The sequence below is a fragment of the Amycolatopsis eburnea genome (assembly GCF_003937945.1).
Classification (GTDB): domain Bacteria; phylum Actinomycetota; class Actinomycetes; order Mycobacteriales; family Pseudonocardiaceae; genus Amycolatopsis; species Amycolatopsis eburnea.
Genome location: NZ_RSEC01000048.1, coordinates 107,360 through 131,750 on the forward strand (window position 1 = coordinate 107,360; position 24,391 = coordinate 131,750).

Genomic DNA, 24,391 nt, shown 5'->3' on the forward strand with positions numbered 1-24,391 from the left:
CTACCTGGGGCGGGGACCCGATCGAGCGACAGCAGTCTCGAGCGGTTCCCGAAGGCCATGCTGCCCGATATGTTGGAATGATCAACACGGACAGTACGAAAAGCTGGATGCGGAGTCAAATATTCCGGACGTATCGAGATCAAAATTCCAATAAGTTGGAATCTCGATCGAAGGGGGCAAGGTGTCCGAGGCCGAAGATCCGGACCTGGACGAGACCGAGCCATTCGGCAGGCTGCTCGAACGGCTGATCAACGTCAAGAAGCATCCGAACGGCCGGTCGTACTCGGTAGCCGAGGTGGCCGAAGACGTCGGCATCTCCAAGAGCCAGCTCTACAACCTGATCAACGGTGCCAACGAACCAAAGCTCAGGCTCGTACAGGAACTTGCGACCTATTTCGGAGTCGACCTCGAGTACTTCGGCAACAGCCGGCGGGCGCGCAAACTCCAAGAGCAGTACGCGCTCCTCGCCAAGCTGTCGGCTCATGGAGTTCGCGACGTCGCGCTTCGAGCTAGCACCCTTTCGCCCGACGCCCTGTCCAACGTGCGCGCGTTCATCGACTTCCAGGCCAGCCGGGAAACAACCAGCGATCACACGTCCGAGTGAGTTGCCTCGGAAGGGCCCAAGCACGCAGAGCCGATCTGCCACCATCGACCACAGTTGATCACCAACGGGCTGGGAGGACCGTCGTGACAGCTTCGCTCTTCAGCGCAGCCACCGCTTGCAGCACGACAAAGTCTCCCGCCGATGAGAGCGGGGATTGCCGATGCAGGTAGAGCAGCTCGAGGTCGAGTGCGATGGCGCGCTCCTCTACGTCGAATCTCGAGGGCAGGGCACGCCCGTATTACTCATCCAGGGTGGCATCGGCGAGGCAGGAGCGACTGAACAGCTCGCAGCCGCGCTGGCCGACCGCTTCTGTGTTGTCTCCTACGACCGGCGTGGTCTGTCCCGGAGTACCACTTCCGACCCGGGTCCCGTCACGATGCGCCGTCACGCCGCCGATGCCGGCGCCGTGCTGGCGGCGTCCACCTCGGAGCCCGCGCACGTCGTCGGTGCCAGCATCGGAGCGCTGATCGGACTCCATCTGGTCGCCTCGGAGCCACATCGCGTGGCGACGCTGGTGGCTCACGAGCCGCCGATGAGCGCGGTGGTCCTCGACCCCGCACGAGAGACCGCGTTGGACCAGGTCGCAGCGACGGCCCAGGAGGACGTCCGAGCCGCGATCCGCCAGATGGGTTCGCTCACGGGCGCGCGCGAGTCGATGGAGGACGGCGCCCGGCCGGCACCGCCGGCAGGTGACGTGATGGCGAACCTCCAGCGATTCTTCGGACACGACTTCCCCGCTGTCCGGAGTTCCTCCCTGGTCGCCGATGACCTCGCCGACTCCGCGAAGTCGACGAACATCGTTCTCACCGGCGGTGACCTTTCGCGAGGTCAATGGGAGTACCGCTGCGCCGAGCAACTCGCCGGTGAACTGGGCGTCCCGTTCGCCGAGCTGCCCGGCGGCCACAACGGGTTGGTCAGCCATCCGAAGGCGACCGCGGCGGCGATCACAAGAATCCTCGACCGAGTTGCGCTCGCGTCGTAGCCTCCGCGAAGGCACTTGGCGCAACGATCTGCATCTGCGCCGAGGGGTGAAGAGGCTTCTCCGAGATCTGGACGTCGACACGCCGCTCGACGTCCACGACCTGTGCTTGAAGCTGGCCGAGCACCGTGGGCGGCCGATAGAGCTCGTGCCGTATCCGCTGCCGGTGCCAGGGGCTTTCGGGCTCTGGATTGCCTTCGCTGACGCCGACCGGATCCTTTACCAGCAGCACACCACTACCGCGCACCAGGACCACATCATCCTGCATGAGGTCGGGCACATGATCAGTGGCCACAGCACGGAAGGCGGCGCGACCGGCCTTGCCGCCCTGTTCCCCGACATCCCGGCCGAAGTCGTCAGGGATGCCCTGCGTCGCGACGGCTACAGCCTCGTCGCGGAACGCGAGGCCGAGATGGTGGCCACGGTCATCAAGGAATGGGCGACCTTGCTGGAAGCCCTGAAGTTCTCGCCTGTCCAGACGAGCAAGGCCGGCCGACGACTGCACGGGGCCTTCGACGACCACCAGGGCTGGCTGTGATGAGCCTGCCCAACCTCGCGATGTGGGGTGCGGCCGCGGGGGCCTCCGGATGGAAGATCTCCCAGCTGATCCGCGTTCCGGTCGACCGCGGCCTTCGGGTGATCACCGCATGCACCTTTCTCGTCTTCCTCGCGTTGACCGCGCAGCTCGCGGCAGATCCCAGCTCCGCGCTGTCGGCAGCCTCGCGTCAGCTGCCGAAGCTGTTCCAGAACGTCGTGCTGACGTTCTTCTTCGCCCTGCTGATCGTCTTGCTGGAGTCCATAGTGGATTCTCGTGGCGGTGCGTCGCAGGGCACGATCGAGATTGCGATCGCGTTGGTCGCCAGCTGCGGCCTGGCAGCCACCTTCTTCCTCGCCGACAAGAGCTCCGGCAGCTTCAGCTACGAGGCAGCTGGTTCGACGACGATGCAACTTCTCTTCTACCTGATCGGCAACGCATACATGGCCTACGCTACGGCGCGCGGCGCCGCACTGACCTGGCGAGCTGGAGACCAAGGTCAGTCACGGGTGCGGCTCAGTTTGCGCGTCGCGGGCGCGGGCCTTGTCATCTGCTGCCTGGGAACGCATCTACCTCGGATCGCTTCGACCACCGGCCGACTGGTGTTTCGGCGGGACATAGTTCCTGGGACTGGCTTCTGGACTACTCCCTTCCTGGCTCTGGGCATCTCCATCTTCTTCTTCGGGGTCGCATACCCCGGTGTTCGCGCCGGGATCGTGAAGCTTCGATTGTGGTTCTTGGATCGCAAGCACTACCGCCAGCTGAGGCCGTTGTGGGCTGCGTTGCGCGAGGCCTTTCCGGACATCACGTTGCTGCCGACGACATCGCAAGCGCGCGAAGCGTTCCGCGTGCGCCACATGCGGTTGCACTTCTACCGGCGAGCCATCGAATGCAGGGATGGCTTGGTCTGCTTGAGCCCCTATCTCGAACCGGACGGGGCCGCTAACGGCGCTTCGACGTTGTCCGCGGAACGGCTACGTGAGGGCCTTCTTCGAAGCACCGATGGCGAGCTGCGGGCTGGCGTACACGTCGTTGCTCTTCCGGCGGATCCTGGCATGGACGCAGACCTGAAGGAACTCCTCGCGCTTTCGCAGGGCCTGCGCGAGTGACACCGACGACCAAGCGAAAGACTTCGCGCTGATCTCCCTACGGGCGGGCGCACTGAGGGTGATCCTCGTCCGACAGCGCGCGCGCCCCGCGGACGACGTCGTAGCATCTCGTGACGTGGCCATCGAACCCCATGGGCAAGAGCAGACGCGCTGGAAGATCCACGGCGAGCGGGTCGTCGACGACACCCGCCGTCTGCGGTTGAGCATCGCCTCAGTCGAGTTACCCGACGGCGTGAAGTTCGAGCAGTACGTGCTCCGCCTGCCTAAGGCCGCGATAATGGCGGTCCTTGACGACCAAGACCGCGTCCTCATGATGTGGCGGCACCGGTTCATCATCGACCGGTGGGTCTGGGAACTCCCCGGCGGCTACGTCGACCCTGGTGAGGACGCCGCGGCGACTGCTGTCCGCGAGGTCGAGGAGGAGACCGGCTGGCGGCCGTTGAACGTCGAGCCGCTGGGGTCGATGCAGCCCACCGTCGGGAGCGCCGACGCCGAGAACCTCCTCTTCGTGGCGCGCGGAGCGGAGTACGTCGGTGAGCCCGAAGACATCAACGAGGCTGAGCGGGTCGCCTGGATACCGCTCGACACGGTCCGTGAGCGCATCACCAAGGGTGAGATCGTCGGCGCGGCTTCGCAGGTTGCGCTGCTTCACGTCCTCGCGTTCTACCGCTGAACCGGGGTGGGCACGCCGGCGGCGTCCATCTGCGCGTAGAGCGCGCGCACCCGCCGATCGCCGCGGTAGGGGCTGAGCCGACGGCCGACGTCGGCGAGGTAGGCACCGCCTCGGATCGATCGGACCTGCTCGCTCATGCGCACCGCGGCGGTGGCCTCCACGCACGCTTCGTCGACGCGCCCTTGGTCGGCCAGCGTCGACGCGAGCAGCGCGGTGTTGAACAGCCTTCCCCGCTCGTATCCGTCGTCCATCCCGAGCGCCCGGCGAGCGAACTGCTCGGCTTCGGCGGCGGAACCGAGGTCGCGGAATACGTGAGCGAACTTCGCCGACAGATACGCGCTGTCGAAGTAGTTGAGCCACGCCGGCCCCGATCCGGGTGAGAAGCGTTCGAAGGCGCGCTCGGCTTCGCTCAGGGCCGCGAAGCAAGCCGAGGGGTTCGCCTGCAGCGCGTGGCCATGCGCTTCGAGCACGGCGGCCTCCGCCTGCAATGCTGCCAGACCCGACCTCTTCGACGTACGCCGTGCGGCGAGCGCCATGTCGACGGCAACCTCGGGGGCACCGTTGAATGCGGCGTGATGGCTCATGGCTGCCAGCATCTCGGCTTCGAGCGCATCGTCACCCGCGTCCTGGGACAGTTTCAACGCATCGCGGAGGCGCCGTTGCCCCTCCGTAGCGTTGCCGACGTCGAACGCGATCCAGCCGGCAACCTGGTGCAACTCGGCGGCCGCGCCAAGCAGCTCTTCTCGTGCCGCGGCTTTTCGGGTCGTGTCCTTCAGCATCGGCGCGACAGTCGATGTCAGGTAGTTCGTGATCGTCGTCGTCGCGCGGCTGTGTCCGCCTCCGAAGCGGTTGTCCAGGCGCCGGAACGTTGCTGTCATGTCGCGCACGATCTCGACGTCCGTACTGCGTGGCTTCGGCGGGCTTGCCGCGACGGCCGGCCCGGCGCCGAGCAGTGATGCGCCGATGGCCGTGGCACCGACACCTGCGGTCCTGAAGAACTGTCGCCTTTGCACGCGGCCGACGCTACTGTCGTCGCCTGAGCCCGCCAACTCGTTGACAGTATGAGAAACGCTGAACCACAGCAGTGCTGGAGGGACTTGCAGAGCCTTCGCCCAGCGTTCGAGGTTCACCAGGTTGCTCGGAGGGCGGGCGTCCGGCGCTTCCAGTCGGCTGACTTGCGCCTGCGTCAGGCCAAGCCAGCGGCCGAGCGCAGCCTGCGACACGTGCGGGTTGGATTCTTTACGGTAGGCGGCAAAGAGCCTGCCGAAATGGCGGTCCTTCAGCGCCGCGCGGATGCTGTCGGCGGCCCAGAAGGTGTCCGGCTGGGGTGGCGCCTCGTGCGCGATCAACAGGCGGATGCATGGTCCGCAGTGGTTGCTCACGCGATCACGAGCCAGGCGCGCACCGCATTTCTCGCACCTTCTCGTCGGCGTCTGCACGTCGGTCTCCCTCCTCCCACCACCTGACACGCAGTGTATTCGATCGCACACAACATGGCGCCGGATTCCATCCTCCTGATGTATGGAATCCGGCACCACGCGACTTCTACCTGCTAAAACTCATACGCCGACGTCGTTTGCGGCCGCAACCTTCCGCTGCACGCTGACACCCATGCAAGCGACAGCGGTAGTACTTCGTGACAACAAGATGCCCGACGGCCCAGGCGCTTCGCCCGGGCGCCAGGTTGCCCCTTCGGGTTGGAGTTGGTTGCCCGCGGTGTCCCAACCGGATGGCGCCGGTTCCTTGGAAGCCGCTTTCCAGCAGCTCGGTCGACCGCGCAAACCCGGCGAGCAGCTGACCGAAACGGACCATCAAGCGGCCACGCTGGTGCTGGACGTCTTCTGGCCGAAGTTCGGCACACCGCGCCCCCTGCCCGCGCGCTGGCGATAACGAGCCGACGCTCCCGCACGCAACTGGCAGAACGACCACCACCAGAGAGATCGATCATGTCATTGCCATCCATCCGCCGGCCTGCTGTGTTGCTCGTCAGCTCCGGCCTTCGCGAGGCACGTGAACGGCGAAAGATCGGGTTGCGCCATCTCGCCTATAGGCTCAGAATGTCGCCGGCGCGCTTGTCCGGTTTGGAGCTCGGCAAACGCATCGCGCACCCTTCCGACGTCTCCCACATCCTCGGCTTCCTCGGGATCAGCGGCGTCGAGTACGAGAAGTTCATGGAGTCGGCCAAGCACGTCTACGACGACAACCTCGTCGCGACCGATGATATGCGGTCCTTCAGTCTGATGTGGACGTACGAGCAAATGTCCGACCGGATCGTGGAATGGTCTCCTTTCTGCCTTCCTGATCTCCTGCGACTTCCGCAACACTTTGATCGTGAACCCGGCACCGACGAAGAGCCTGCCTGTCCCGAACTCGGACCACTTGAACGAACCGTTCGCCGGGAAGCGGTACTTGACGGCTCTCGCCACTACCTATTCCTCATCGGCGAGGACGCCTTACGTTCTGCAGGCAACGAACCTGACGCAGACGCACAGATCCGAAGCCTTCGAAGCGTCGCGAGTCTGCACCACGTCACCGTCCGGATCGTCCCGACGACAGCGAACAATCCGAGCCCGGCGCACGCTTTCACTCTCTTCGAGGACCGACGCACTCCGATGGCGGTTGCGTTCAAGAACGTCCATTGCACCGCGTACCTCACCGACAGGGCACTGCTCGACAGGTACTCCGGTACCGCAAAATCCCTTCAGCGTCAGGCACTCAGGAATGCAGCCGCAGCCGACACGCTGGCCGACTTCACGTGGGGCCGAGCGTTATGACAGCCGCGGTGATCTACATCGATCCCCTCATGATCCACCCGGTCGTAGATGGCGTGTGGCACCACGCACGCCTTGATGGCATCCCCGACCCGGGCGAGGAGGTCACGATGCTTTGCGGTGTCACGGGAGTAGCAGCGTTCTTGCCGCTGAGCCAACGGCGGCACCGCACGATTCCTCGCCAGTGCGAGCGCTGCGACGCGATCATCCGGCACCAGCGCGGCATACCGCTGCGACAGAACCGAATTGGGCGTAACTGAATCTGCTCTGCCACAACCATCCGCATCGTCCTCAAAGGAGTAAACGATGACCGTCCGTCCGATCGCCATCGCCGAGCAGGCCTCGAGCTGCTACTTCCGCACCACCGTCGACACCCCGTACCGCAAGGCCCTGGTGCAGATCACCGAGCGGTGCAACCTGCGCTGCGCGCACTGCTTCGTCTCCGCGACCAAGCACGGCAAGGACATGCCGCAGGCCGAGGTCGTGAAAAAGGTCGTCCCCCGACTCGCCGACGCCCGTGTCCGGCGGGTGACGCTGACCGGCGGAGAACCGACCATCCACCCGGACTTCCTCGGCATCGTGCACGCCTTCCGCAACGCCGGCATCGATGTCGGCATCTGCACGAACGCCACCGAGCTCGGCGACAAGCTCATCCACCAGCTGGCCACGGCCGGAGTCCACGTCAACGTCTCCCTCGACGGGTTCGCCGCCGACTCCCACGGACTGTTCCGCGGCGATCGCGCCTCCTTCGACGTGACCGTGGCCAACGTCCGCAAGCTCGCTGCGGCAGGCCTGCTGCAGGGGCTGCTGTGCACGCCGAACTCTTTGGCCGCCAACGAGGAGTACGTCCGGCTGTGCGCCTTCGCCCGCGAGAACGGCGCCCGCTACGTCCTGCTCAACCCGCTGGGCAGCATGGGCCGCGGCGTGAAATCCCAGCGAAAGCTCGCCAAAACGGCCATGCACATGCAGGAGATCTTCGAGCTGACCGCGCCGTTCGACGGGCCCGACCTCGACATCGCCCACATCCGCTTCCCCAACACCGCCCGCAAGCCCCTCGCCGGCTGCGAAGCCGGAACGATCATCTACGTCTTCACCCCGGGCGAGGTCACCGTCTGCCCCTACCTCGTCTTCGCCGCCCGCACCCCGATCTCCCGCCACCCCGACACCGACTTCATCGTCGGCAACATCTTCACCGACCGCGACATCGCCACCCGCCTCGACAACTACCGCTTCCACGACCGCTTCCAGGTCGGAGCCAACCCGACCTGCGCCTCCTGCAGCCTCGAACCATCCTGCGGCAAGGGCTGCCCGGCCGCGGTCGTCGCCGGCGGCGGACGCATCGGCGACGTCGACACCGAACAATGCCCCGTCACCGCCGAGGAACACCAGCTGCTTCCCCTGGACGTCGCATGACCGCGCCACGTCTCCCGGGCACGCTGGTGACCTTCGAAGGACCCGGCGGCGTCGGCAAGACGACGATCACGGCACTGGTCGCCGAGCTCCTCGACGCAGACGCAGTCCCGGTGCACACCACCATCCAGCCGTCCCGCTCTCCCCTGGGTGACCTCGCCCGGCACGGCACCGACACCTACCGCGACATGGCCCTCGCCTGCCTCTGCGCGGCAGATCGCCACCACCAGCTGACCGTCGAAATCCTCCCCGCGCTGGCCGAGGGGAAAGTCGTGCTCTGCGACCGGTACGTCGCGTCGTCGCTGGTCCTGCAGGGGCTCGACGACATCCCCCTCGACGTCGTCTGGGCGCTCAACCACGGCGCCTACCGGCCGGACCTCGTCTGCGCGCTCAGCGACGCCCCCGCCGACATCGAGCGGCGCCTGCGTGCGCGCGGCGGCCACAGCCGCTTCGAACGCAGCCCGGGAAGCAGCTTCCGCGAAACCTACGGCTACCTCGCGGCCACGACGTTCCTGCACGACCAGGGCTGGCCCATCGAGATAGTCGACTGCGCCATCGATCCCCGAACCACAGCTGGCACCATCGTCGACCTGATCCACCGCACCCTCACGGAGAGCCCGGCATGCCCCTGACCGTCCTCACCCTCAACGTCGGCAACCCTGCCCTCGAACGGGCCCGCCGCCAACGCGACTGGCTCGCCCGCCGCACCGAAGACGTCTTCGTGCTCACCGAGACCGGCTCCGGACCCGGCACGCAGCTGATCGCCGAGTGCTTCCGCGACGCTGGCTGGTCGGTCACCTTCCCCGAGCACCCCGACAAGGAACGCGGCGTCATGCTCCTGGCCAAGCTGGAGACCGCGGTGGACCCGATCGGGGCCGCGATGGCTTACCTCCCGGCTCGGCTGGCCGGCATCGTCGTGGGCACTGACCGCGGCCCGGTGCGCATCCTCGGCGCGTACGTGCCCTCCCGCGACACCACCGAGGCGAAGACCACCCGCAAGCGCGCGTGGATCGACGCCTTCCACCAGGCTTACGAGGTCACCGCCGACGACACCCCCACCCTGCTTCTGGGTGACCTGAACGTCCTTGAACCCGGTCACGTGCCACCGCATCCCGGGCAGTTCGCGCCGTTCGAGACGGCCTTCTACACCGAGCTGACACAGCGCCACGGCCTCACCGACCTCTTCCGCACGCTGCAACCGACCGCCGTCGAGCACAGCTGGGCCCGCCGCGCCGAGCTTGGCTACCGCTACGACCACGCCCACGCCTCGACTGCACTCGTCGAGCACCTCGCTGGCTGCTCGTACGTCCACAGCACCCGTCACGACGACCCGGCACTGACCGACCATTCGGGACTCGCCGTCGCGCTGACACTGACCGCGACCGCGCCGCTGATAACGTCCGACCCGGCCGCGGACTGCGAGGCAACGCTGTTCTGACCGAGGCACTCGTGCCCGGCCGCACCCTTGCCGCCGAGCACGAGGACCCACCGGATGACCGTCGCCAGCGAACCGGCCCTGCGGGTCGGCGCCCGCGTCCTGCTCCTCAACCGCGCCGACGAAGTCCTGCTCATCCACGCCCGCGACCCCGACAACCCCGGCCACCATTGGTGGGAACTGCCCGGCGGCGGCAAAGAGCCCGGCGAGAGGCTCGAGGACACCGCGCGGCGCGAGATCGCCGAGGAGACCGGGCTCGTCGTGGACGAGGTCGGCCGCAAGCTCTGGACGCGCGAAAGCCGCTTCACCTACCGCGGCCACGAGCACCACCGCCTCGACCACGTCTACCTCGCCCGCACCGACCACGACGCACCGCAGGTCGCCCTCCGCCACACCGCCAACGAACGCGTCGGCCTGATCGAACGCCGCTGGTGGTCGGCCGCCGCGGTCTCGACGTGCCGCGACAAACTCCTGCCCGCCGAGCTCCCAGATCTCCTGCTGGCTCTCCTCGAGGACCGCTTCCCGCTCGTTCCCCTGGCTCTCATCGCCTGAGCTCCGCGCCTCCGACGTGGGCACACGGCGGACCAGCCCGGCGCATGGCGATCCGGGCCCGGAACGACTGCGCCACCGGGCCGTCCGGCAGCGGAGCCGTCCACCGGTACGAGGGCGCCCGAGCCACCGCGGCCGCCACCAACGTGCGACCGAAACCGAGGCGCCGGTAATCCGCGGCGACGTGGACGTAGTCAAGGGTCGCCGTCCGGCACTTCCCGCACGGGCTCGCCGTCACCGAGCCGACCTCGGTGCCGTCCAGGTGGAGTGCGATTCGACCGGCCAGCGTTCCCGCGGCCGGTGGATGGGCGACCAGGACGAGCCCTCCGGTCGGCGCCGCGTCGGGCGGGTGCTGGACGGTGACGTCGAGGAGCGCCCACTCAGCAAGGCGCCGAGCATCCGGCTCGCACGCCTCCTGCCCACGGCACACCTCGCACAGCCACCCGTGCAACCGGTAACGCTGGCTGAACGGCGCGAGCTTGTCGTAGAGATCCAGGATGAGCCAGTGGCCACGCAGGCACGTCTTGATCTCCTTGACCGCCGGCCGGACCGGGATCAGCGCACCGAACTCCCCGCGCGCACCCGAGCGGACGGCTTCGCCGATCACCTGGCGCCTCGTAACGGTCTCGCCCCGCTCGACGGGTGCATCATCCAGCGACCTCACGCAGTCCATGGCCAGCCGACTCCTCGCCGGCGGTGACGGCGCCACCGGGGCCCGGAAGCCGCAGGGCGACGGTGCTCGGGCGCGCCGCGGCGCCGCGGCCGCGGCGAGTCGCCACGACGTCACGGAACTCCAGGTGGCCGAAACCGTCGTCGGTGAGACCGTGCCACCGGCGGTTCGACACGCTCAGCTCGAGATCCGCGCCCGGCCACGGGCCGGCGGCTAGCAGCACCGCACCTCGGTTGCGAACCCGTCCGGCCAGCCGACGCGCCAGCGGCGCCTGCATGCCGCGAGCAATCGGCGGGCCGAGCACGACCAGGTCGAACCCGTCGATCAGCGCAGACAGCACGGCGGCGACCTCAGCCCCGGCGTGGGGAATGAGCGCGAGCCGCTCCAGCTCGACGCCCAGCTCGGCGGCGGCTACCACGCCCACATCGGGCATGCCGGTGATCGCTGCCCACGATCCCTCCCGGGTCGCCTCGGCGAGCAGCGCCAGGACCAGCGCGGTCGAGCCGGAGACCGACACGGTTGTGCCGCGTCGCAGACCGTCTGGCACCAGCTTGGCCAGCGCGGGCGTTACCGGCAGCGACCCGACGGACGGCGAGGGATCCGGGCTCGGCTCGCCGAGCTGTGCGGCGATGCGGACGCCTGGGATCGCCGCGAGCCCGGCCACCGCGTCCGGCACCGCCACCACCATGCACCTCCAGCACCACGAACACGCACCGGAGACGCCCACGAGGGGAAGCCGCGAGCGAACCCGAACTCATCGAACACTTGTTCGGATCGTGCGAGACGACGCGGCCGCTGTCAAGCCGACCCAGCCGACGTCACCCTGCGATGGGGACACTCGCGGCCCTGGTCTGAGTCGGCACACACCTCTGGTCGCCGCGGGGAGTCGCCAGCCGGGAGTGCTCGATCGACTTCTCCAGTTCACGAAAGAATCGAGGACCGTTGTTGTCCGCGTCTGGTGGCAAGGTGACGACGTCAGCCCGACGACCAACGGAGAACCCCGATGAGCCGACACGTCCAGGTCACGTTCGACGCCCACGACCCGCGAGCGCTCTCGGCGTTCTGGCGCGAGGTGCTGGACTACGTCCACCCGGCGCCGCCCAGAGTCGAACTGCCCGAGGGCGCCGACCCGTTCGCCGCGTGGGACGAGTTCCTCGAGCGGGCCGGGGTGCCGCAAGACCAGCGCAACAGCAGCTCCGCAGTCGAGGACCCCGACGGTCACGGCCCACGCCTGTTCTTCCAGCAGGTCCCGGAAGACAAGACCGCGAAAAACCGAGTCCACCTCGACGTCCGGGCCGCACCCGGCCTGCAGGGCGCCGACCGGATGGCGGCGCTCGAAGCGGAGTGCCACCGGCTGATCGCCCTCGGCGCCACCCGGGTACGCCGCTTCGAGCCCGAACCGCCGCTCAGCGCCGGGTTCATCGTGATGACCGACCCCGAAGGCAACGAGTTCTGCCTGGATTAACAGCAAAAGCGTGCGACCCGGACTACGCCACCATGGCGCGGCTCACAGCAGGAAGGTGTAACCGGCCTCGGCGTTCCAGCGATCAACCACGTACCGGTGAAGCAGCCCGCCGAAGGCATTCGTTGACACGTCGCGGGAGGCACACCGTGATGAACGGTCGTTCACGCCGGGTTCTGGTGCAGGTCGAGCACCGCACCGTCACCCTCGGCCATGCCTCGGCGTATCCCGGTGAACCCCAGCCGGGTCACCGCGTCGACGAGCTGTCCTATCCCGGGATCCTCGTGTCTTACCTTCAAGACGGCGTCGTGGACCACGAGGTGTGGCTGCCGATGGGCGAGACGCCGACCCTCGCCGACGACGAAGCCCTGATCGCCGCGCTGCACACGGCGATGCGCTGGAACCGAGGCGAGCTCCCCGAACACCTCAGGACCACCTAGCTGCCCGTGGGTTCACCGTCCGCCGCGGCGCTTCTCCTTGCCGACGTCCTTGTCTTTGGCCTTTCCGGCGACCTTGCCGCTCCGGACGCCCGGACCACCGTCCGGGCCCGGCCGGCCACGGTCCGGCGAAGCGAACGCGGCGCCCCTCGGCGCCGCCGGGGCCACGGTCCGCGGCGAGGCCGCCATGACGTCGACCGCCGTCCGCGTCGTCGAACCGGCAGGCACCGTGGTGGACGGTACGGATTGTTGCGCCGCGGATGATCCCGACGGCGTGCTCCCGGCAACGTCCGGCCTGGCCAGCGCCACCGCGAGGACAGCCGCCGCGGCCACCAGGCCACCGGCTGCGGTCGCCGCCCGCCGACGTCGCATCGGCGCAGCAACCAGCACCGAGCAGGACGTCGTGGCGACGACGCGCTCGCACGGCAGCTGCCGGATCTCCTCGGCGACCGGACGCTCCCCCGGCTCGAAGGCGGTCATCCGGCTCGCCGTGAGCGCGAGCGATCCCGGCGCGCCGGCCGGAATCCGAGGTGCCCGGTTCAGCCGCGCCATCGCCGATTCCGCCGAGTAGCCGACGAGGCTTCGAAGAAGGATCGTGGTTTGGGCCAACGCGGTGCATAGTGGATTCATGCCACGCCTCCCTCCCGGAGCGACCGTATTATGCGGCGCCGGCGCGTCTGGATACTCACGCCTTCCCAGCGGCGCAAAACTCGCATTGTTGGCATTCAACGAGGTTGCGCGCGGAACTGGTGTATATCCCCCCGAGGCCATCGATGCGGTCGCACAGCAGCTCGACAACGATGAGTTGCGCCTGGAAGTGCTCCTTGACCTGATGGCCCGTGAGGTGCCCGCACGGACCCTAGCCGGGGTGTACTCGGTTCTAAAGGGCGCGAAGCCGACACGGCCACACAACATCCTGGTGCGGCTCGGAGTCCCCATCGTGACAACCAATCAGGACGAGTTGATCGAACTCGCTACACCAGCCAATCACGTTGTCGATGTGCTGCATCTACACGGTCAAGCCTCGGATCTTGACTCGGTGATGACGATGCTCAGCCAGTACGTTGAGGGGCTGCCACAGCCTATCGCCGATGCATTCGCCGCGTTGGTGACAGGTCGACATGTGGTGGTGTACGGCTACAGCGGCCGAGATCGCGACATCATGCCCTTCCTCTACCACGCGCACCGGATCACCTGGCTCCAATACCGACGCTGGCCGGATCCCGCACCGCTGTTCCCGGAAGCACAACTCTTGAAAGATCGGCTGCGAGCCCGTATGCGGGTGATCGAGCTTCCCGAGCCAGCAGAGTGGCTATTCGATCGACTACCGGCCAGCCACCGCCGCGAGGTCGACAACCTAAGCGCAGCCGCCTTGCCAATCAGCTTCGTAGCCGCGCTATCAACAGCCGCGCAGACAGCGTTCGATGCGGTCTCACTACGCGATCGGCGCTTGGCACTTGCTCGGGTACTGGTGCACTGCAACGAAGCCGAGTACGCCTACAACGGCTTGCGCAAATGCGTGCGGTCCTGGCCACAAGACGCCCGGGTCGTCCTCCGCATGGCCGCCACCGCAGAGGTTGTCCAACGCCGACCAGAAGCGTTACGTCGGTATGCGCGCGCCACTTTGTTGACAGTCGACCCAGTGTTAAAGGCCTCAGCACTACTTGGGCGGGCACACGTCAACGCTAATGGCAGTGACCACGCCACCGCACTTGACGAACTGAAGCACGCGATGACCGCCGCGCAACGGATCTCCGATCCACATGTGCGGCGCAGGCTGCTCACTCGCATCACGAATCTGCGAGCCCGCATCCACGCCATGACAAACCACGAGGCGCAGGCGGCCCGCGACTATCGCCACGCAGCGGACCTCGCGGAGCGTAATAATGATCTTGACGGCAAGGTGACCGCCAAAATCTTCGGCAGTGACGCTCTCCACAGTCGCGGCCGCTATCTAGAAGCCCTTGACCAGTTGTCGGAAGTGATGGAGGACAACGCGACGTACGGCCGTCCGCAGACCAGGATGTGGGCGCTGTTCTACCGTGGTCTGACTTTGTGTTCGATGGGTCGACTCAAAACCGGAATGGGTGACCTGAATGCCTGCCGCGATGAGGCGCTGCGAACCGACAACCGTCAGGCCATGGCCTGGGCCGAGGTCGCCATCGCGAGCTACGTCCGAAGATCCAACGTTGCCTTGGCGGAACAACACCTGACCGCCTGCAGGGCGGCGATCAAGAAGCATGGCCTGCCGTTGACCGTCTGCGACGTGCGACTGGAATGGGAGTACGCCGAACTCGCGCGGGCACGGGGCGCGTGGAGCGAGGCTCTCGATCGTCTCGACGCTCTGGACTCTCGCCTTCGCGACCCGGGACTCGGGATGGCAATGCCGTATATGCCACCCCATCTGGTGGCTGTCCGAGGCGAAATCGCTCGCGAGCGAGGTGACGCCGGCGCCGCAGACCTGCTCCGGGACGCGCGAAGAACGTTCCGAGCAGGAGGTTGGCGGCACAGTGCCGTGCGTATGGAGGTCGCACTGTGGCTGCTTCGGGGCGACACTCGCCCGCCCGCCTCACTAGTTGATCGCTGCAGTCGCTACGGGTACGGCAACGAAACCCGACGGCTTCACAGCCATGCCAAGACCTACTACCCGTTGCACAGCTGGTGAGGTCAGCCTCAATGTGAACGCGTCACTGCGGGAGAACTGAGGGGCGGCCTGCAGCTGCTGTCGCGTTGTGGCACAGAGTGAGAGCCTCGGTTACGGGCCTTCAAGCCGGTCATCGTATTTCGGTCGGTGCGATGTACGCAGTCTCGGGTTGTCGGCGGCGCAGGCGCCTTGTAGGCCGTGGTGCGACGGAACGTCGCGATTGCTCCTCACCAAATTCCGCGCGGTTCGGGCCGACGGTCAGCTGTGCCTGCACTCACAGTCCGCGCGAGCGGCGCTTGGTTCTGACCGTGAATCTGGACGTCGGTTCTCCGGCAACAGCGACGTCACCTTCATGCTGAGCGACTCCGTGCTCGCGAATGTTGACGTCACTGCCGGCCACGGGCTTCAGTCGCCGGGCCCGCTCGTCCTCGCCATCCCGCCGGTGACGAAGCTGCTGCTCCAGGTCGTTCGTCCTCGCTGCGCTGCGGGCGCTCCACCTGGACCAGCGGCGAGCATCGGCCATAATCGGCCAGTTGGACGAGCCCGGTGCCGTCAGGATTTGCGGACATTGATCATGCTTGGCGCCGTCGATTTTCGCGAGCATCTGCCGTCGAAATTCAGGCTCTGGCCCAAATTTTGTGGTCCAGCCACTCAGAGTTACGCGAGTAGGACTCGTTTACGGAGCAGATGAAACCCCGCTCGCCCATACATTTGCCGTTTGAGCATCTTGATCCGGTTGACGTGACCTTCGACGACTCCGGAGTTCCACGGCAGCGTGAGTCCTGCGGTGACGGCCGCCAGGTCGCGTTCGAGGCCGGCTGCGAAGTTGTGCAGGCTGGGCAGATCGTCGCCACGGACGTCGACAAGCCACTGTCCGAGACGTTCGCCTTGAAGAGTGGTGAGCATGTCGGCGAACGTCCCGACGTGTTCGACGAGGGCCGTCAACTCGGGACAGTGCGCCAGGATCGCCTGGAGCCGTCGGCGGTGAGGCTCCGGGAGCATCTCTGGGCGGGTGGTGATCCAGCCGCTGACCCTGCGGGGTGAGGGCGGCTTGAGAGCGACAGCTTGCGGGACCGTGCGCATGGTTCGCAGGTGGTCGCGGACGGCACCGTAGCCGCCGGCGTAGCCCAGGGCTCCGATCTCTTTCCACAACGCCCAGGCGTTTGTCGCGCCGTCTGCCCATCGCTGACGTAGGTGTGCCTTGAACGGGTCGAGTTTGCTCGGCCGGTTCTGCCACTGTCCGCTGAACAGGGCCTCCGGCGTGGCGGCACGTGCGTATCGGGCGACGGTCTTGCCGCCCATGCCCAGATGCCGGGCGATAGCACGCTGGCTGTGACCGGCGGCGAGCAACTCGTGCACGGCGGCGTGCGTAGCGCGGACGCGGTCGGCGAACCGATGCCCGGTCGGCCACGGCGAGACCTGCTCCTGATCGTTTGATGAGTCCGCGTCAGAGCCCGAAGGCGCAGGCACGTCCGTCGTGCTCAACGCGGCGCGGATGCAGGCTGAGTGGCGGGAAACGCACCGCTCGACCGTCTGGGTGAGGTTGTGCCAGAGATGCCAACGATCGGCCACCTGCACTGCCTGCGGGGCGCCGACGGTAGCGGCTTCGGCGTAGAACGTCGCGCGGTCACGGCAGACGACCTCGATGCCAGGCCGTTCCGACAGCCATTCCGCGACGGTGCTGGCCTCTCGGTTCGGGAGCAGGTCGACCGGTCTGTGGGTCTCCACGTCGACCAGCACGGTGCCGTAGACGTGGCCTTTGCGCTGGGCGTATTCGTCGACTCCGACGACTCGAGGATCCGATGGCGCGGGATCGGGCAGTTCTCCGACTCGCCGCAGCACGGTGCTGCGGCAGGACTTGATGCCCAGGGCCGCGCACAACCGGGCGCCCGCTCGGCCAGCCAGGGCAAGACCGATGGTTGCCACGGTCGACCGCAACCTCTCCGACCAGCGACTGTGGCGGCGCGTCAGGCCAGGAACCTGCTCCGCGAAAGTCCTCCGCGGACACTGCTTCGCCTCGCACACAAAACGACGGACCCGCACCGTCAGTATCGTGCGGCGCCCGACCGTGGGCAGATCGTTCACCGACCGCGTGTAGTTCCCGTGGACCCGAGCCGACCACGTTCCGCAGGCCGGGCACTGGGCGCCGCTTGCCTCGACGTGGATGACACCGCGCAACTCGCCGCCCTCGGCGCGCAGGTCGGTCAGCACCACATTTGGCAAGTCCAGCAACAAGATTCCCGCGAGTTGCGGCGACGTCGAGCACACCGCCACAACGATGTCGATCACGAAGCAAAGTCACCGTGATCTTCCCCCTCCTGCTACGCAGCGTGGCCGAACCACAAAACTTGGGCCAGAGCCGAAATTCACTGACATAGCCAGGCGCTCGACGTCGCGCGGTCGTCACCGACTTCACGTCGGCAGCCATGGACCGCCTGACGGGTCAGCACTCATCGAGACGCGGGTTGGCAAACAGCCTGGCACCTCGCCGGCTTGCCCAGGAAGCCTCGCCAGCGCGACTGCTGGTTACCGCACGGTAGGTTAGTGTCATGCTTGACACAAACTATCCCTGGGCTTACCGTCTCTGCGGAACGCTCCATAGCGTCAGCCTGACGATAAGATCGTCGACCGGTCGAGTCCTGGAAGGGGCACGCCATGACCGCAACCGAGCCAGCCCTCCACCGCGCACCTGCTTCCACGAGCCGGGACACGTGTCACGACCTTGCAGACGTCCTCGACCAGCAGATCGACCGGGTGGTCGCCGTGGCAGGATCTCCGGTCACTCATGTGGCCGAGTTGCTGGCGGCCCGAAAGGCCGCCAGCTTCGAGTGGGCGATTAACGAGAAGGCCGCCGCCGAGACCGCGATCGGCCTCGCCGCCGCAGGCTGCCGTTCGTGCCTGATCACCAAGCACAACGGCCTCGACCTCGCCCTCGATCCGCTGATGAACGCCGCGGTGCACACCATCGGCGCCGGACTGGTCATCATCTCTGGTGACGACCCCGACGCGGCGGGCTCCACCTGCGTCCAGGACTCGAGACTGGTCGCACATTTGGCCGGGCTCCCGGCCTTCGAGCCGGCTCTGGACGGCGACGTCGATTACCTGGTCCGCGCCGCCCTGGAACTGTCCGAGAGCGCGAGCATCCCGGCCCTGGTGAAGATCACCACCCGGATGCACCAGCACTGCGCCACGATCGCCGCACCACCCCCGCCCACACGCCGGCCCCAGACGATCCACTACCTGTCGGGGCCCCGCCTCGACAGGCACACCGCGCACGGCCTCACCAAACTGGGACGTCATCAGCGACACCGGCTCATCGCACAGCCTCTCGCCGAGGCGGCGTTCGCGCAGCCCGGCATTGTCTCCGGAACCTGCGCCTCACCGTGTGGAACCGCTGTGATCGCCGTGGGTGCCGCGGCTGAAGCCGTGCCTATAGGCGCCTGCTGCCGGATGGTGGTACGAGCGAGCGTCCCCGTCCCCGAGGCCGTGCTCGACTTCGCCGACCGGCACGAACAGACGTTGGTGATCGAAGAACCGGCACCTGTGCTGGAGAACTGGTTGCGGGCGCGAGTCAGCCGACGGGAGGTGCTGCTCGGACGCGCCACCGGGCACGTCAAACCGGAAGGACTGATCTCGGTGCCCGAGGTTGAGCACGTCCTGCGCACACACCGGGCCAGCTCGTGGACGCAGATCGAGCGCAAGCCGGACGTGGTCCTCACCCCGGGACCGTGGGAAACCCTCTTCGACGCCGTGGCTCGCCTGCACCGGGCGGGCGCCTTCGTGGCCGCCGACGTCGGTTCGTCAGTCCGGCTGTGCTATCCGCCCTACAACGCCGCCGACGTAGCGCTATGTCTCGGTTCGGCGATCACGGTCGCGGGTGGCGCCGCGCGCACAGGGCGCCGCGCCATCGCCGTCACCGGCGACTTCGCGCTCCTGCACACCGGGCTCGAAGGCCTGCTCAGCACCGCCCACCTGCAGCTTCCGCTGCTGGTAATCGTGCTCGCCAACGGAACCCAAGCGAAGACGGGCGGTCAGCCGCTGCCCGCGACCGACATCCCCGCCCTCGTCCAGGCCTGCGGGATCACCACCATCGACCAGTGGGCGCTCGGCTCCCTCGACGTGAAGGCAACCGAAGCCCGCCTGTCCTCGCTGATCTCGACGGGACTTCCGGCCGCGGCGATCGTCAGCTCGAACCCGTGACCGGAGAGGAGAACACCGTGGGGCTACCCGCTACGGTCGAAGGTCAGTTGCACGTGTTGATCCCGGCCGGGGGCAGCGGCACCCGGCTCTGGCCGGTGAGCAGGGAGGGCACCCCGAAATTTCTGCTCGATGTAGGCACCGGTGAACCTCTGTTGCTGGACGCGGTTCGGCGAGCGCTCGCCGTCACCGCACCCGACCGGATTCATATCGTGACATCGGCAGGCTACGTCGAGCAGACCCGCGAGATCACCCGGCCGCTCGGCGTGGTGTCCGTGATCTGTGAGCCGGAGGCCCGGGATACGTGCGCGGCGATCGCGCTGGGCTCGCACATTATCGCCCTCGGCGACCCCGGCGCGGTCGTGGTGTCGACGCCTGCAGACCAGTTCGTACCCAATGACGGTCCGTGGCGCCGGGCGATCACGGCGCTGATCAACGCCGCCGACGACGACCGGCTCGCCTGCCTCGGCATCGTACCGACCCGACCCGACACCGGCTTCGGCTACATGTATGTCGCGGCCGACGATATTAATGTGGCCCGCCCCTGTGCCGTCACGTCATTCCACGAAAAGCCGGATGCCGTGACCGCTACGTCGTACCTCAAAGGGAAACGCCACCTCTGGAATTCCGGGATCATGGCGTGGCGGGCCGCGGCATTCGGGGAATTGGTGGCCCGGTGCGCCCCCGCTGTCAGTGAGGCCGTGCACCAAGTCGCGGCTCGCGGGCACGCCGACGACCAGGCGTTGCGTGCGTGGCGCCGGGCGCCCCGCGCGCCGATCGAGCCCGTCCTGCTCGAGCCGGCAGCCACGTCCGGGCGGCTCAATGCCGTACCGGCCGCGCTGGACTGGCGCGACCTCGGCAGCTGGACCGCCGTCGCCGACATGCACGCCGCCGGCGGCGAACAGGATCGGCTGGTCCTCGCCCACGAAGCACACAACTGTTCGGTCACGAAGACGAAGGGGCGACACGCATGCCGTTACGTCTTGGTCGGAGTGCGCGATCTGGTCGTCGTCGACTGCGAGGACGTCGTCATGATCATGCACAGAGGTGCGGCGCAGGACGTGAAGAAAGTGATCGGCGAGCTGACCGCACGAGGGTGGGCGGACCTCACCTGACAACGCCCACCCGAGACGCACGGAGGAGCCGTGAATTTACAGCAATTGATGGACGAATTCGCGAGTGTGAACCCGCAGGATGTGACCGTGCTCAGTGGCGCAGGCTTGTCGGTGGAGGGCCCCTCCTCGCTGCCCACCGGCGAGGAACTGACGAAGCGCGTGTTCGACGCCTTCTTCCTCCCCGGCACGCTGAAGACGATCCGCAGCAAGCACGCCGCCGTGGGCTGGTTCGAGCAGCCATTGTGCCCGTCGCTCGCACCCGAGCGGAAGTCTCGACTGCCCCGGCTCGAGACCGTTCTGGGCGTGGCAGCACGGATCCACGGCCCGGAGGCGATCGATCGCAGCACCGCCGACATGGCCGTCGCCGAGCCCAACCGACTGCACCGCTTCTTCGCCCAGCACCTCGACCGTGGCGGCGGTCACCTGACCGCGAACTTCGACGAGTGCATCGAACGGGCTGCCGCGGCTACAGGAGCGAACTGGGCGAACAGCGACCTCCTGCACTTCCATGGATCGGTCGGCGGAGCCGGCGCGCTCGGCGCAACACTCGAGCGCATCGAACGAGGTTTCTCCCCCGATCTGGCGCACAAGTTTCTCGCACTGCTCACCCGGCGACCGATGCTGCTCGTGGCCGGCTACAGCGGCAGCGACTTCTTCGACGTCAACACAGTGATCGCCGGGCTTCCGCCGCGCTCGTTGCGCGGGCTGCGCGTGGTCTGGCTGCTACACAGCGACCACGACCCGCATCTTCTGCCGATTCAGTCGCTGGCCCCGGACGAACCGACATTGTCCATCTTCGACATCCTGCTGAGGCAAGGAGCCGATCTGTCAGTGGTCTGCGCGCCCACGGATTTCCTGCTGGGTGAGCTTGTCCGGCGTTGGCAGTTCACCCCGCTCGGCAGTCCGCTGGGGCGCAGCCCGAAGGATCCGCGCATCGACGTGGACCACAGCCTCCCGCTGGTCGCGACGTTCGCCCTGTACCTGGATGTCGGCCTATTCGGAGAGGTGTCGTCGCTGGCCCAGGCAGCGGCTCCGCTTATGCCAGCCGACGAAGTTCGTTCAGCGACAAGCGCCGCCCTATGGGAAGCGGGCCGCTGGAACGATGTCCGCAGGCTTTGGCGGCGGGTCAGACCGAGGACGGATACAACACGATTGGAACGGATCGGCGCGAGCCTGTGGGTGCAAGGCCGGCTGCTGCCGGCCTTCGCCTGGCTCACCTGGTACCGCCGCCGAGCTTCGGGAGACGCGCGCCAAGTGCTCGCCGAAACCGAGGGCAGGGTGCTCGAACATATGCTCCGCACGCCCGACCTGCGCTGGCTGGCCCGCCGTTTCGTTCACGGCGTCCTCGGCGAACTCGGACAGACCGATCAGACGATCGGGGTTACCCTGTACCGGCGGCGAACCGATCTCGCGAGCAGCCTCGGCAGCACCGTGGGCGGTGAACGCGAACCGCACCACGCGATGATGTCCAGTGAATGGTTTGGTCAGGCTGGCAATGTCCTAGCCTGGGTCACCTACCAGCACCGGCGACTACGCGACTCATACCGTGACACAGACTCCGCGCAGGAACTCGGCGACCGGTACTCGGTATTGCGCGAGTGGTACCAGGCCGTCGGCTCGAAGGCGGGCGGGATCCGTACCCACCTGCTGCCCGGCGCGCACCGGGTGTTCCCGACGTCCGAAGTCCTGACCGGGGTGTTCGATTTGCAATACGGCTGGTGGCAGCGGTTCCGTATTGTCGCGCGCCACGCCGTGAAACGAGAACTGTGGCTGCGTAGGGCTGGCCAGTCGCCCCAGCTAGCAAGGGCCAGGGCGACCAGCGAGGCGAGCGTCGGATGAAGGACCTGACCACAACCGAAGCCGTACGGTGGCTGCAATCGGACGAACCGACCCTGATCGTCGCCGGTGCAGGTATATCGATGGGAGCACCGACCAACGCGCCCGGTGTAGCACCGTTCCTGGCTGGAACCACGACGCTGCTCGAAGAGGCGGCAGAATACGTGCCTCGGGACCGGTCATACCGGCGACGCCTGTTCCCCGAAGCGTGTTATGGCGCCATCGGGGAAGCTTATGGCACCGATTCTCACCTCAGGATCTGGGAATCCTTAAGGCCCGAAGTGGCCGACCAGGTGGGAGCGGTGCCGGCAGTGGGGCACCGGGTGATCATGCGGCTGGCGCAGCGCAATGGCTGGCCCGTGCTGACCACCAACTTCGACTGCTTCCTGGAGACCGCCGCAAGGGCGCTCACCATCGATTTCGACCTTCGCATCCCTCAGCCGTGGCATCACGAACTCGACCTCATATCGTCCGTGGGCCGGGCGATCATGGTCAAGCTCCACGGCACCGCGACCGAATACGGGACGGTGAAGGCGACCGCAGCCGACCTGTCCCGGTGTTCGATCATCCTCGAGAACATGCGGCTGCGTCCGCAGCCCCGCCGAATCCTGATCGCCGGGTACAGCGGGCGGGACTTCGACCTGTTCCCCTGGCTGACCGGCACGATGGCCAGCTGCGAGGTGCTCTGGGTGGACCGCAGCTTCGCTGGCGCGGACGGCCATACACATCGCGCCAGCACAGTGCCCGGCGTGCTGACATGGACCGGCAACTGGAACGACCTCGCGCGCGAGGTCGCCGAACCATCGGACCTCGCCCACCCGGCAGGCCGCCCGGACGCTGACATTGCACGTGACTTCCGGCAAGCGGTCACCGATGCCGTAGACGAACACGTTGCAACCCTGTTGACCCGGCGCGATGGCCGTGCTGTGGCCGCTTTTACCGGCGTCCTCGCATCCACTGGCGCACATCGCGACGTCGCCGAACTCCTTGCCCGCGTGGACGACATCACCAGCCGGAGCGTCCGGATCCAAACGCTGCTGTGGGGTGCGCATGCGAATTCGTCCCTCGACCGGTTCGGCACGGCTCTGGTGATCGCCCGGCGAGCCCGAGCGCTTGCTTGGCGCACGCTCTCCTTCTACAGCGCGGGTCGTGCGGCGATCGCCGTCAGCTACGCCCACGTGGCCAACCACTGGCTGTCGGTGCTGCCGGGGGGCCCACGCGCGCGGCGGGACCAAGTGAAGAAAGTCTTGGCTCTGGCCCACGTGCCCCTCGTCACCGCGCTATATGCACCGTTAGGACTGTGGTCAATTATACGGATCACGGGGAGCACTGGTTTCCCGCCCACTGCTCAATACCGGTTTGCCTCCGACTATCTCGAGCACCTTATTCGGCTGATGGCGTTGCTGGAACGACTCCGCGGGAAGCTCCCAACCGCTGGCTCTCTGCTCGACTCAGGATGGCAGCAAATCCAGCGCAACTGCGTTCGGATCGGCTACACGGCTGGCGTGTTCAACGTTTCGAAATACCTTTCCCGCCAACAGACAGGCGTCGGCGGCCCCGAAGGCACGTTGGCCCGAGCTCTCGCGATCGGCGATCTCCTGGGCGAAACACTCGCCCGGCGCGACATCGGCTCGTCACTGGCGGCACGCAGCCGACAGGAACCGGATGCCGCAGAAGCCCTCCGAGAGGAGGCGGTCACACAGCTGAAACTGGCGCTGCGGACGGCGCTGCACCTCGGCTGCCCGTCCTTGGTACTCAAGATCCTCCTGCAGCTCAAAGAAGTGGGTGTCCAATGCAGCAGTCCAACCGGGGTCGCGCGACTGATCGACCGGACCGAGTGCACTGCGATCATCCGGGACAAAGCCCGGATCATCGCGGCACTCACCTGACTTCCCGCCACCAAATCTGAGAACGACGTAACAGGTGACGACCACCCATCGACTCTGCGGACACACCTTTATCAGT

At 67.0% G+C, this 24,391-nt stretch carries 24 protein-coding genes; 18 read left to right on the forward strand and 6 right to left on the reverse strand.

Annotation, left to right across the window (positions count from 1 at the left end):
- Window positions 1-181 precede the first annotated feature (181 nt).
- The 5 genes from EIY87_RS22000 to EIY87_RS22020 all read left to right on the forward strand — a co-directional run bounded on the left by EIY87_RS22000 (window position 182) and on the right by EIY87_RS22020 (window position 3,900).
- A complete protein-coding gene (locus tag EIY87_RS22000; protein WP_125311190.1) occupies window positions 182-604 on the forward strand; it encodes a helix-turn-helix domain-containing protein in 423 nt (140 codons plus the stop codon).
- A 160-nt stretch (window positions 605-764) separates the two neighbouring features.
- Window positions 765-1,586 carry an alpha/beta fold hydrolase gene (locus EIY87_RS22005; protein WP_125311192.1) on the forward strand — a complete coding sequence of 274 codons (822 nt, stop codon included), beginning with the start codon at window positions 765-767 and terminating at the stop codon, window positions 1,584-1,586.
- A 46-nt stretch (window positions 1,587-1,632) separates the two neighbouring features.
- The gene (locus EIY87_RS22010) at window positions 1,633-2,121 is read left to right on the forward strand and encodes a hypothetical protein (RefSeq protein WP_225439980.1); all 489 of its coding nucleotides are present in this window, start codon (window positions 1,633-1,635) and stop codon (window positions 2,119-2,121) included.
- Window positions 2,121-3,227, forward strand: a complete 1,107-nt coding sequence (locus EIY87_RS22015) for an MAB_1171c family putative transporter (protein WP_125311196.1) — start codon at window positions 2,121-2,123, stop codon at window positions 3,225-3,227. Before EIY87_RS22010 ends, EIY87_RS22015 begins: the two co-directional genes overlap by 1 nt.
- Before the next feature lie 115 nt (window positions 3,228-3,342).
- Complete coding sequence (locus EIY87_RS22020; RefSeq protein ID WP_125311198.1) at window positions 3,343-3,900, forward strand: NUDIX hydrolase; 558 nt, start codon at window positions 3,343-3,345, stop codon at window positions 3,898-3,900.
- On the opposite strand, the gene EIY87_RS22025 is transcribed toward EIY87_RS22020, so the two are convergent.
- Window positions 3,891-5,339, reverse strand: coding sequence for a helix-turn-helix domain-containing protein (locus EIY87_RS22025; RefSeq protein WP_225439981.1), 1,449 nt, complete (start codon window positions 5,337-5,339; stop codon window positions 3,891-3,893). The two genes, EIY87_RS22020 and EIY87_RS22025, sit on opposite strands and share 10 nt — an antisense overlap.
- Window positions 5,340-5,846: 507 nt before the next feature.
- Here EIY87_RS22025 and EIY87_RS22030 point away from each other — a divergent pair.
- From EIY87_RS22030 to EIY87_RS22055, 6 genes are read left to right on the forward strand one after another with little or no spacing between them, the layout of a single operon-like run.
- Window positions 5,847-6,674, forward strand: a complete 828-nt coding sequence (locus EIY87_RS22030) for a Scr1 family TA system antitoxin-like transcriptional regulator (protein WP_125311200.1) — start codon at window positions 5,847-5,849, stop codon at window positions 6,672-6,674.
- 8 nt (window positions 6,675-6,682) lie between these two features.
- Window positions 6,683-6,931 (forward strand): hypothetical protein, encoded by a 249-nt coding sequence (locus tag EIY87_RS22035; protein WP_225439982.1) that lies wholly within the window; start codon window positions 6,683-6,685, stop codon window positions 6,929-6,931.
- A gap of 46 nt (window positions 6,932-6,977) precedes the next feature.
- Entirely contained in the window at window positions 6,978-8,084 is a 1,107-nt protein-coding gene (locus EIY87_RS22040) for a radical SAM protein (protein WP_125311204.1), read from the forward strand.
- Entirely contained in the window at window positions 8,081-8,713 is a 633-nt protein-coding gene (gene tmk, locus EIY87_RS22045) for a dTMP kinase (RefSeq protein WP_125311206.1), read from the forward strand. The genes EIY87_RS22040 and tmk overlap by 4 nt, the downstream gene beginning before the upstream one ends.
- On the forward strand, window positions 8,704-9,519 hold the full coding sequence (locus EIY87_RS22050) for an endonuclease/exonuclease/phosphatase family protein (RefSeq protein WP_125311208.1): 816 nt from the start codon (window positions 8,704-8,706) through the stop codon (window positions 9,517-9,519). Before tmk ends, EIY87_RS22050 begins: the two co-directional genes overlap by 10 nt.
- A gap of 54 nt (window positions 9,520-9,573) precedes the next feature.
- Window positions 9,574-10,068, forward strand: a complete 495-nt coding sequence (locus EIY87_RS22055; protein ID WP_125311210.1) for an NUDIX hydrolase — start codon at window positions 9,574-9,576, stop codon at window positions 10,066-10,068.
- Here the strand turns inward: EIY87_RS22055 and EIY87_RS22060 are convergent.
- Window positions 10,058-10,672, reverse strand: a complete 615-nt coding sequence (locus tag EIY87_RS22060; protein ID WP_225439983.1) for a GNAT family N-acetyltransferase — start codon at window positions 10,670-10,672, stop codon at window positions 10,058-10,060. The genes EIY87_RS22055 and EIY87_RS22060 overlap by 11 nt on opposite strands.
- Before the next feature lie 40 nt (window positions 10,673-10,712).
- Window positions 10,713-11,423: a hypothetical protein gene (locus tag EIY87_RS22065; RefSeq protein WP_404800087.1), complete on the reverse strand. Its 711-nt coding sequence runs from the start codon at window positions 11,421-11,423 to the stop codon at window positions 10,713-10,715.
- A 315-nt stretch (window positions 11,424-11,738) separates the two neighbouring features.
- Between EIY87_RS22065 and EIY87_RS22070 the strand changes: the two genes are divergently transcribed.
- A complete protein-coding gene (locus EIY87_RS22070; protein ID WP_125311214.1) occupies window positions 11,739-12,200 on the forward strand; it encodes a VOC family protein in 462 nt (153 codons plus the stop codon).
- A 149-nt stretch (window positions 12,201-12,349) separates the two neighbouring features.
- Complete coding sequence (locus EIY87_RS22075; protein ID WP_125311216.1) at window positions 12,350-12,637, forward strand: hypothetical protein; 288 nt, start codon at window positions 12,350-12,352, stop codon at window positions 12,635-12,637.
- Between the two features lie 12 nt (window positions 12,638-12,649).
- Here the strand turns inward: EIY87_RS22075 and EIY87_RS22080 are convergent, their stop codons facing one another.
- Window positions 12,650-13,264 (reverse strand): hypothetical protein, encoded by a 615-nt coding sequence (locus EIY87_RS22080; protein ID WP_125311218.1) that lies wholly within the window; start codon window positions 13,262-13,264, stop codon window positions 12,650-12,652.
- An 88-nt stretch (window positions 13,265-13,352) separates the two neighbouring features.
- Between EIY87_RS22080 and EIY87_RS22085 the strand changes: the two genes are divergently transcribed.
- On the forward strand, window positions 13,353-15,299 hold the full coding sequence (locus tag EIY87_RS22085; protein ID WP_158641326.1) for an SIR2 family protein: 1,947 nt from the start codon (window positions 13,353-13,355) through the stop codon (window positions 15,297-15,299).
- 253 nt (window positions 15,300-15,552) lie between these two features.
- Here EIY87_RS22085 and EIY87_RS22090 read toward each other — a convergent pair whose 3' ends face one another.
- Together EIY87_RS22090 and EIY87_RS22095 are read right to left on the reverse strand one after the other, a co-directional pair.
- On the reverse strand, window positions 15,553-15,882 hold the full coding sequence (locus tag EIY87_RS22090) for a hypothetical protein (protein WP_125311222.1): 330 nt from the start codon (window positions 15,880-15,882) through the stop codon (window positions 15,553-15,555).
- Window positions 15,883-15,935: 53 nt separating this feature from the next.
- Window positions 15,936-17,567 (reverse strand): ISL3 family transposase, encoded by a 1,632-nt coding sequence (locus tag EIY87_RS22095; RefSeq protein WP_125311224.1) that lies wholly within the window; start codon window positions 17,565-17,567, stop codon window positions 15,936-15,938.
- Between the two features lie 366 nt (window positions 17,568-17,933).
- Here EIY87_RS22095 and EIY87_RS22100 point away from each other — a divergent pair, with 366 nt between their 5' ends.
- The 4 genes from EIY87_RS22100 to EIY87_RS22115 are packed head-to-tail and all read left to right on the forward strand — an operon-like array spanning window position 17,934 to window position 24,315.
- Window positions 17,934-19,478, forward strand: coding sequence for a thiamine pyrophosphate-dependent enzyme (locus EIY87_RS22100; protein ID WP_125311226.1), 1,545 nt, complete (start codon window positions 17,934-17,936; stop codon window positions 19,476-19,478).
- A complete protein-coding gene (locus EIY87_RS22105; RefSeq protein WP_158641327.1) occupies window positions 19,475-20,590 on the forward strand; it encodes a mannose-1-phosphate guanylyltransferase in 1,116 nt (371 codons plus the stop codon). The genes EIY87_RS22100 and EIY87_RS22105 overlap by 4 nt, the downstream gene beginning before the upstream one ends.
- 48 nt (window positions 20,591-20,638) lie before the next feature.
- Window positions 20,639-22,429: an SIR2 family protein gene (locus EIY87_RS22110; protein WP_125311230.1), complete on the forward strand. Its 1,791-nt coding sequence runs from the start codon at window positions 20,639-20,641 to the stop codon at window positions 22,427-22,429.
- Entirely contained in the window at window positions 22,426-24,315 is a 1,890-nt protein-coding gene (locus tag EIY87_RS22115; RefSeq protein WP_125311232.1) for an SIR2 family protein, read from the forward strand. Before EIY87_RS22110 ends, EIY87_RS22115 begins: the two co-directional genes overlap by 4 nt.
- Window positions 24,316-24,391: the final 76 nt, after the last annotated feature.

Excerpts from the sequence above, each read along its gene's own strand:
- EIY87_RS22065 (WP_404800087.1), bottom strand. The coding sequence starts at position 11,423 with ATGGTGGTGGCGGTGCCGGACGCGGTGGCCGGGCTCGCGGCGATCCCA.
- EIY87_RS22115 (WP_125311232.1), top strand. The coding sequence starts at position 22,426 with ATGAAGGACCTGACCACAACCGAAGCCGTACGGTGGCTGCAATCGGAC.
- EIY87_RS22110 (WP_125311230.1), top strand. The coding sequence starts at position 20,639 with ATGGACGAATTCGCGAGTGTGAACCCGCAGGATGTGACCGTGCTCAGT.
- EIY87_RS22050 (WP_125311208.1), top strand. The coding sequence starts at position 8,704 with ATGCCCCTGACCGTCCTCACCCTCAACGTCGGCAACCCTGCCCTCGAA.
- EIY87_RS22090 (WP_125311222.1), bottom strand. The coding sequence starts at position 15,882 with ATGCTCGCGAAAATCGACGGCGCCAAGCATGATCAATGTCCGCAAATC.
- EIY87_RS22015 (WP_125311196.1), top strand. The coding sequence starts at position 2,121 with ATGAGCCTGCCCAACCTCGCGATGTGGGGTGCGGCCGCGGGGGCCTCC.
- EIY87_RS22055 (WP_125311210.1), top strand. The coding sequence starts at position 9,574 with ATGACCGTCGCCAGCGAACCGGCCCTGCGGGTCGGCGCCCGCGTCCTG.
- EIY87_RS22070 (WP_125311214.1), top strand. The coding sequence starts at position 11,739 with ATGAGCCGACACGTCCAGGTCACGTTCGACGCCCACGACCCGCGAGCG.
- EIY87_RS22030 (WP_125311200.1), top strand. The coding sequence starts at position 5,847 with ATGTCATTGCCATCCATCCGCCGGCCTGCTGTGTTGCTCGTCAGCTCC.
- EIY87_RS22100 (WP_125311226.1), top strand. The coding sequence starts at position 17,934 with ATGACCGCAACCGAGCCAGCCCTCCACCGCGCACCTGCTTCCACGAGC.
- EIY87_RS22040 (WP_125311204.1), top strand. The coding sequence starts at position 6,978 with ATGACCGTCCGTCCGATCGCCATCGCCGAGCAGGCCTCGAGCTGCTAC.
- EIY87_RS22080 (WP_125311218.1), bottom strand. The coding sequence starts at position 13,264 with ATGAATCCACTATGCACCGCGTTGGCCCAAACCACGATCCTTCTTCGA.
- EIY87_RS22075 (WP_125311216.1), top strand. The coding sequence starts at position 12,350 with ATGAACGGTCGTTCACGCCGGGTTCTGGTGCAGGTCGAGCACCGCACC.
- EIY87_RS22005 (WP_125311192.1), top strand. The coding sequence starts at position 765 with ATGCAGGTAGAGCAGCTCGAGGTCGAGTGCGATGGCGCGCTCCTCTAC.
- tmk (WP_125311206.1), top strand. The coding sequence starts at position 8,081 with ATGACCGCGCCACGTCTCCCGGGCACGCTGGTGACCTTCGAAGGACCC.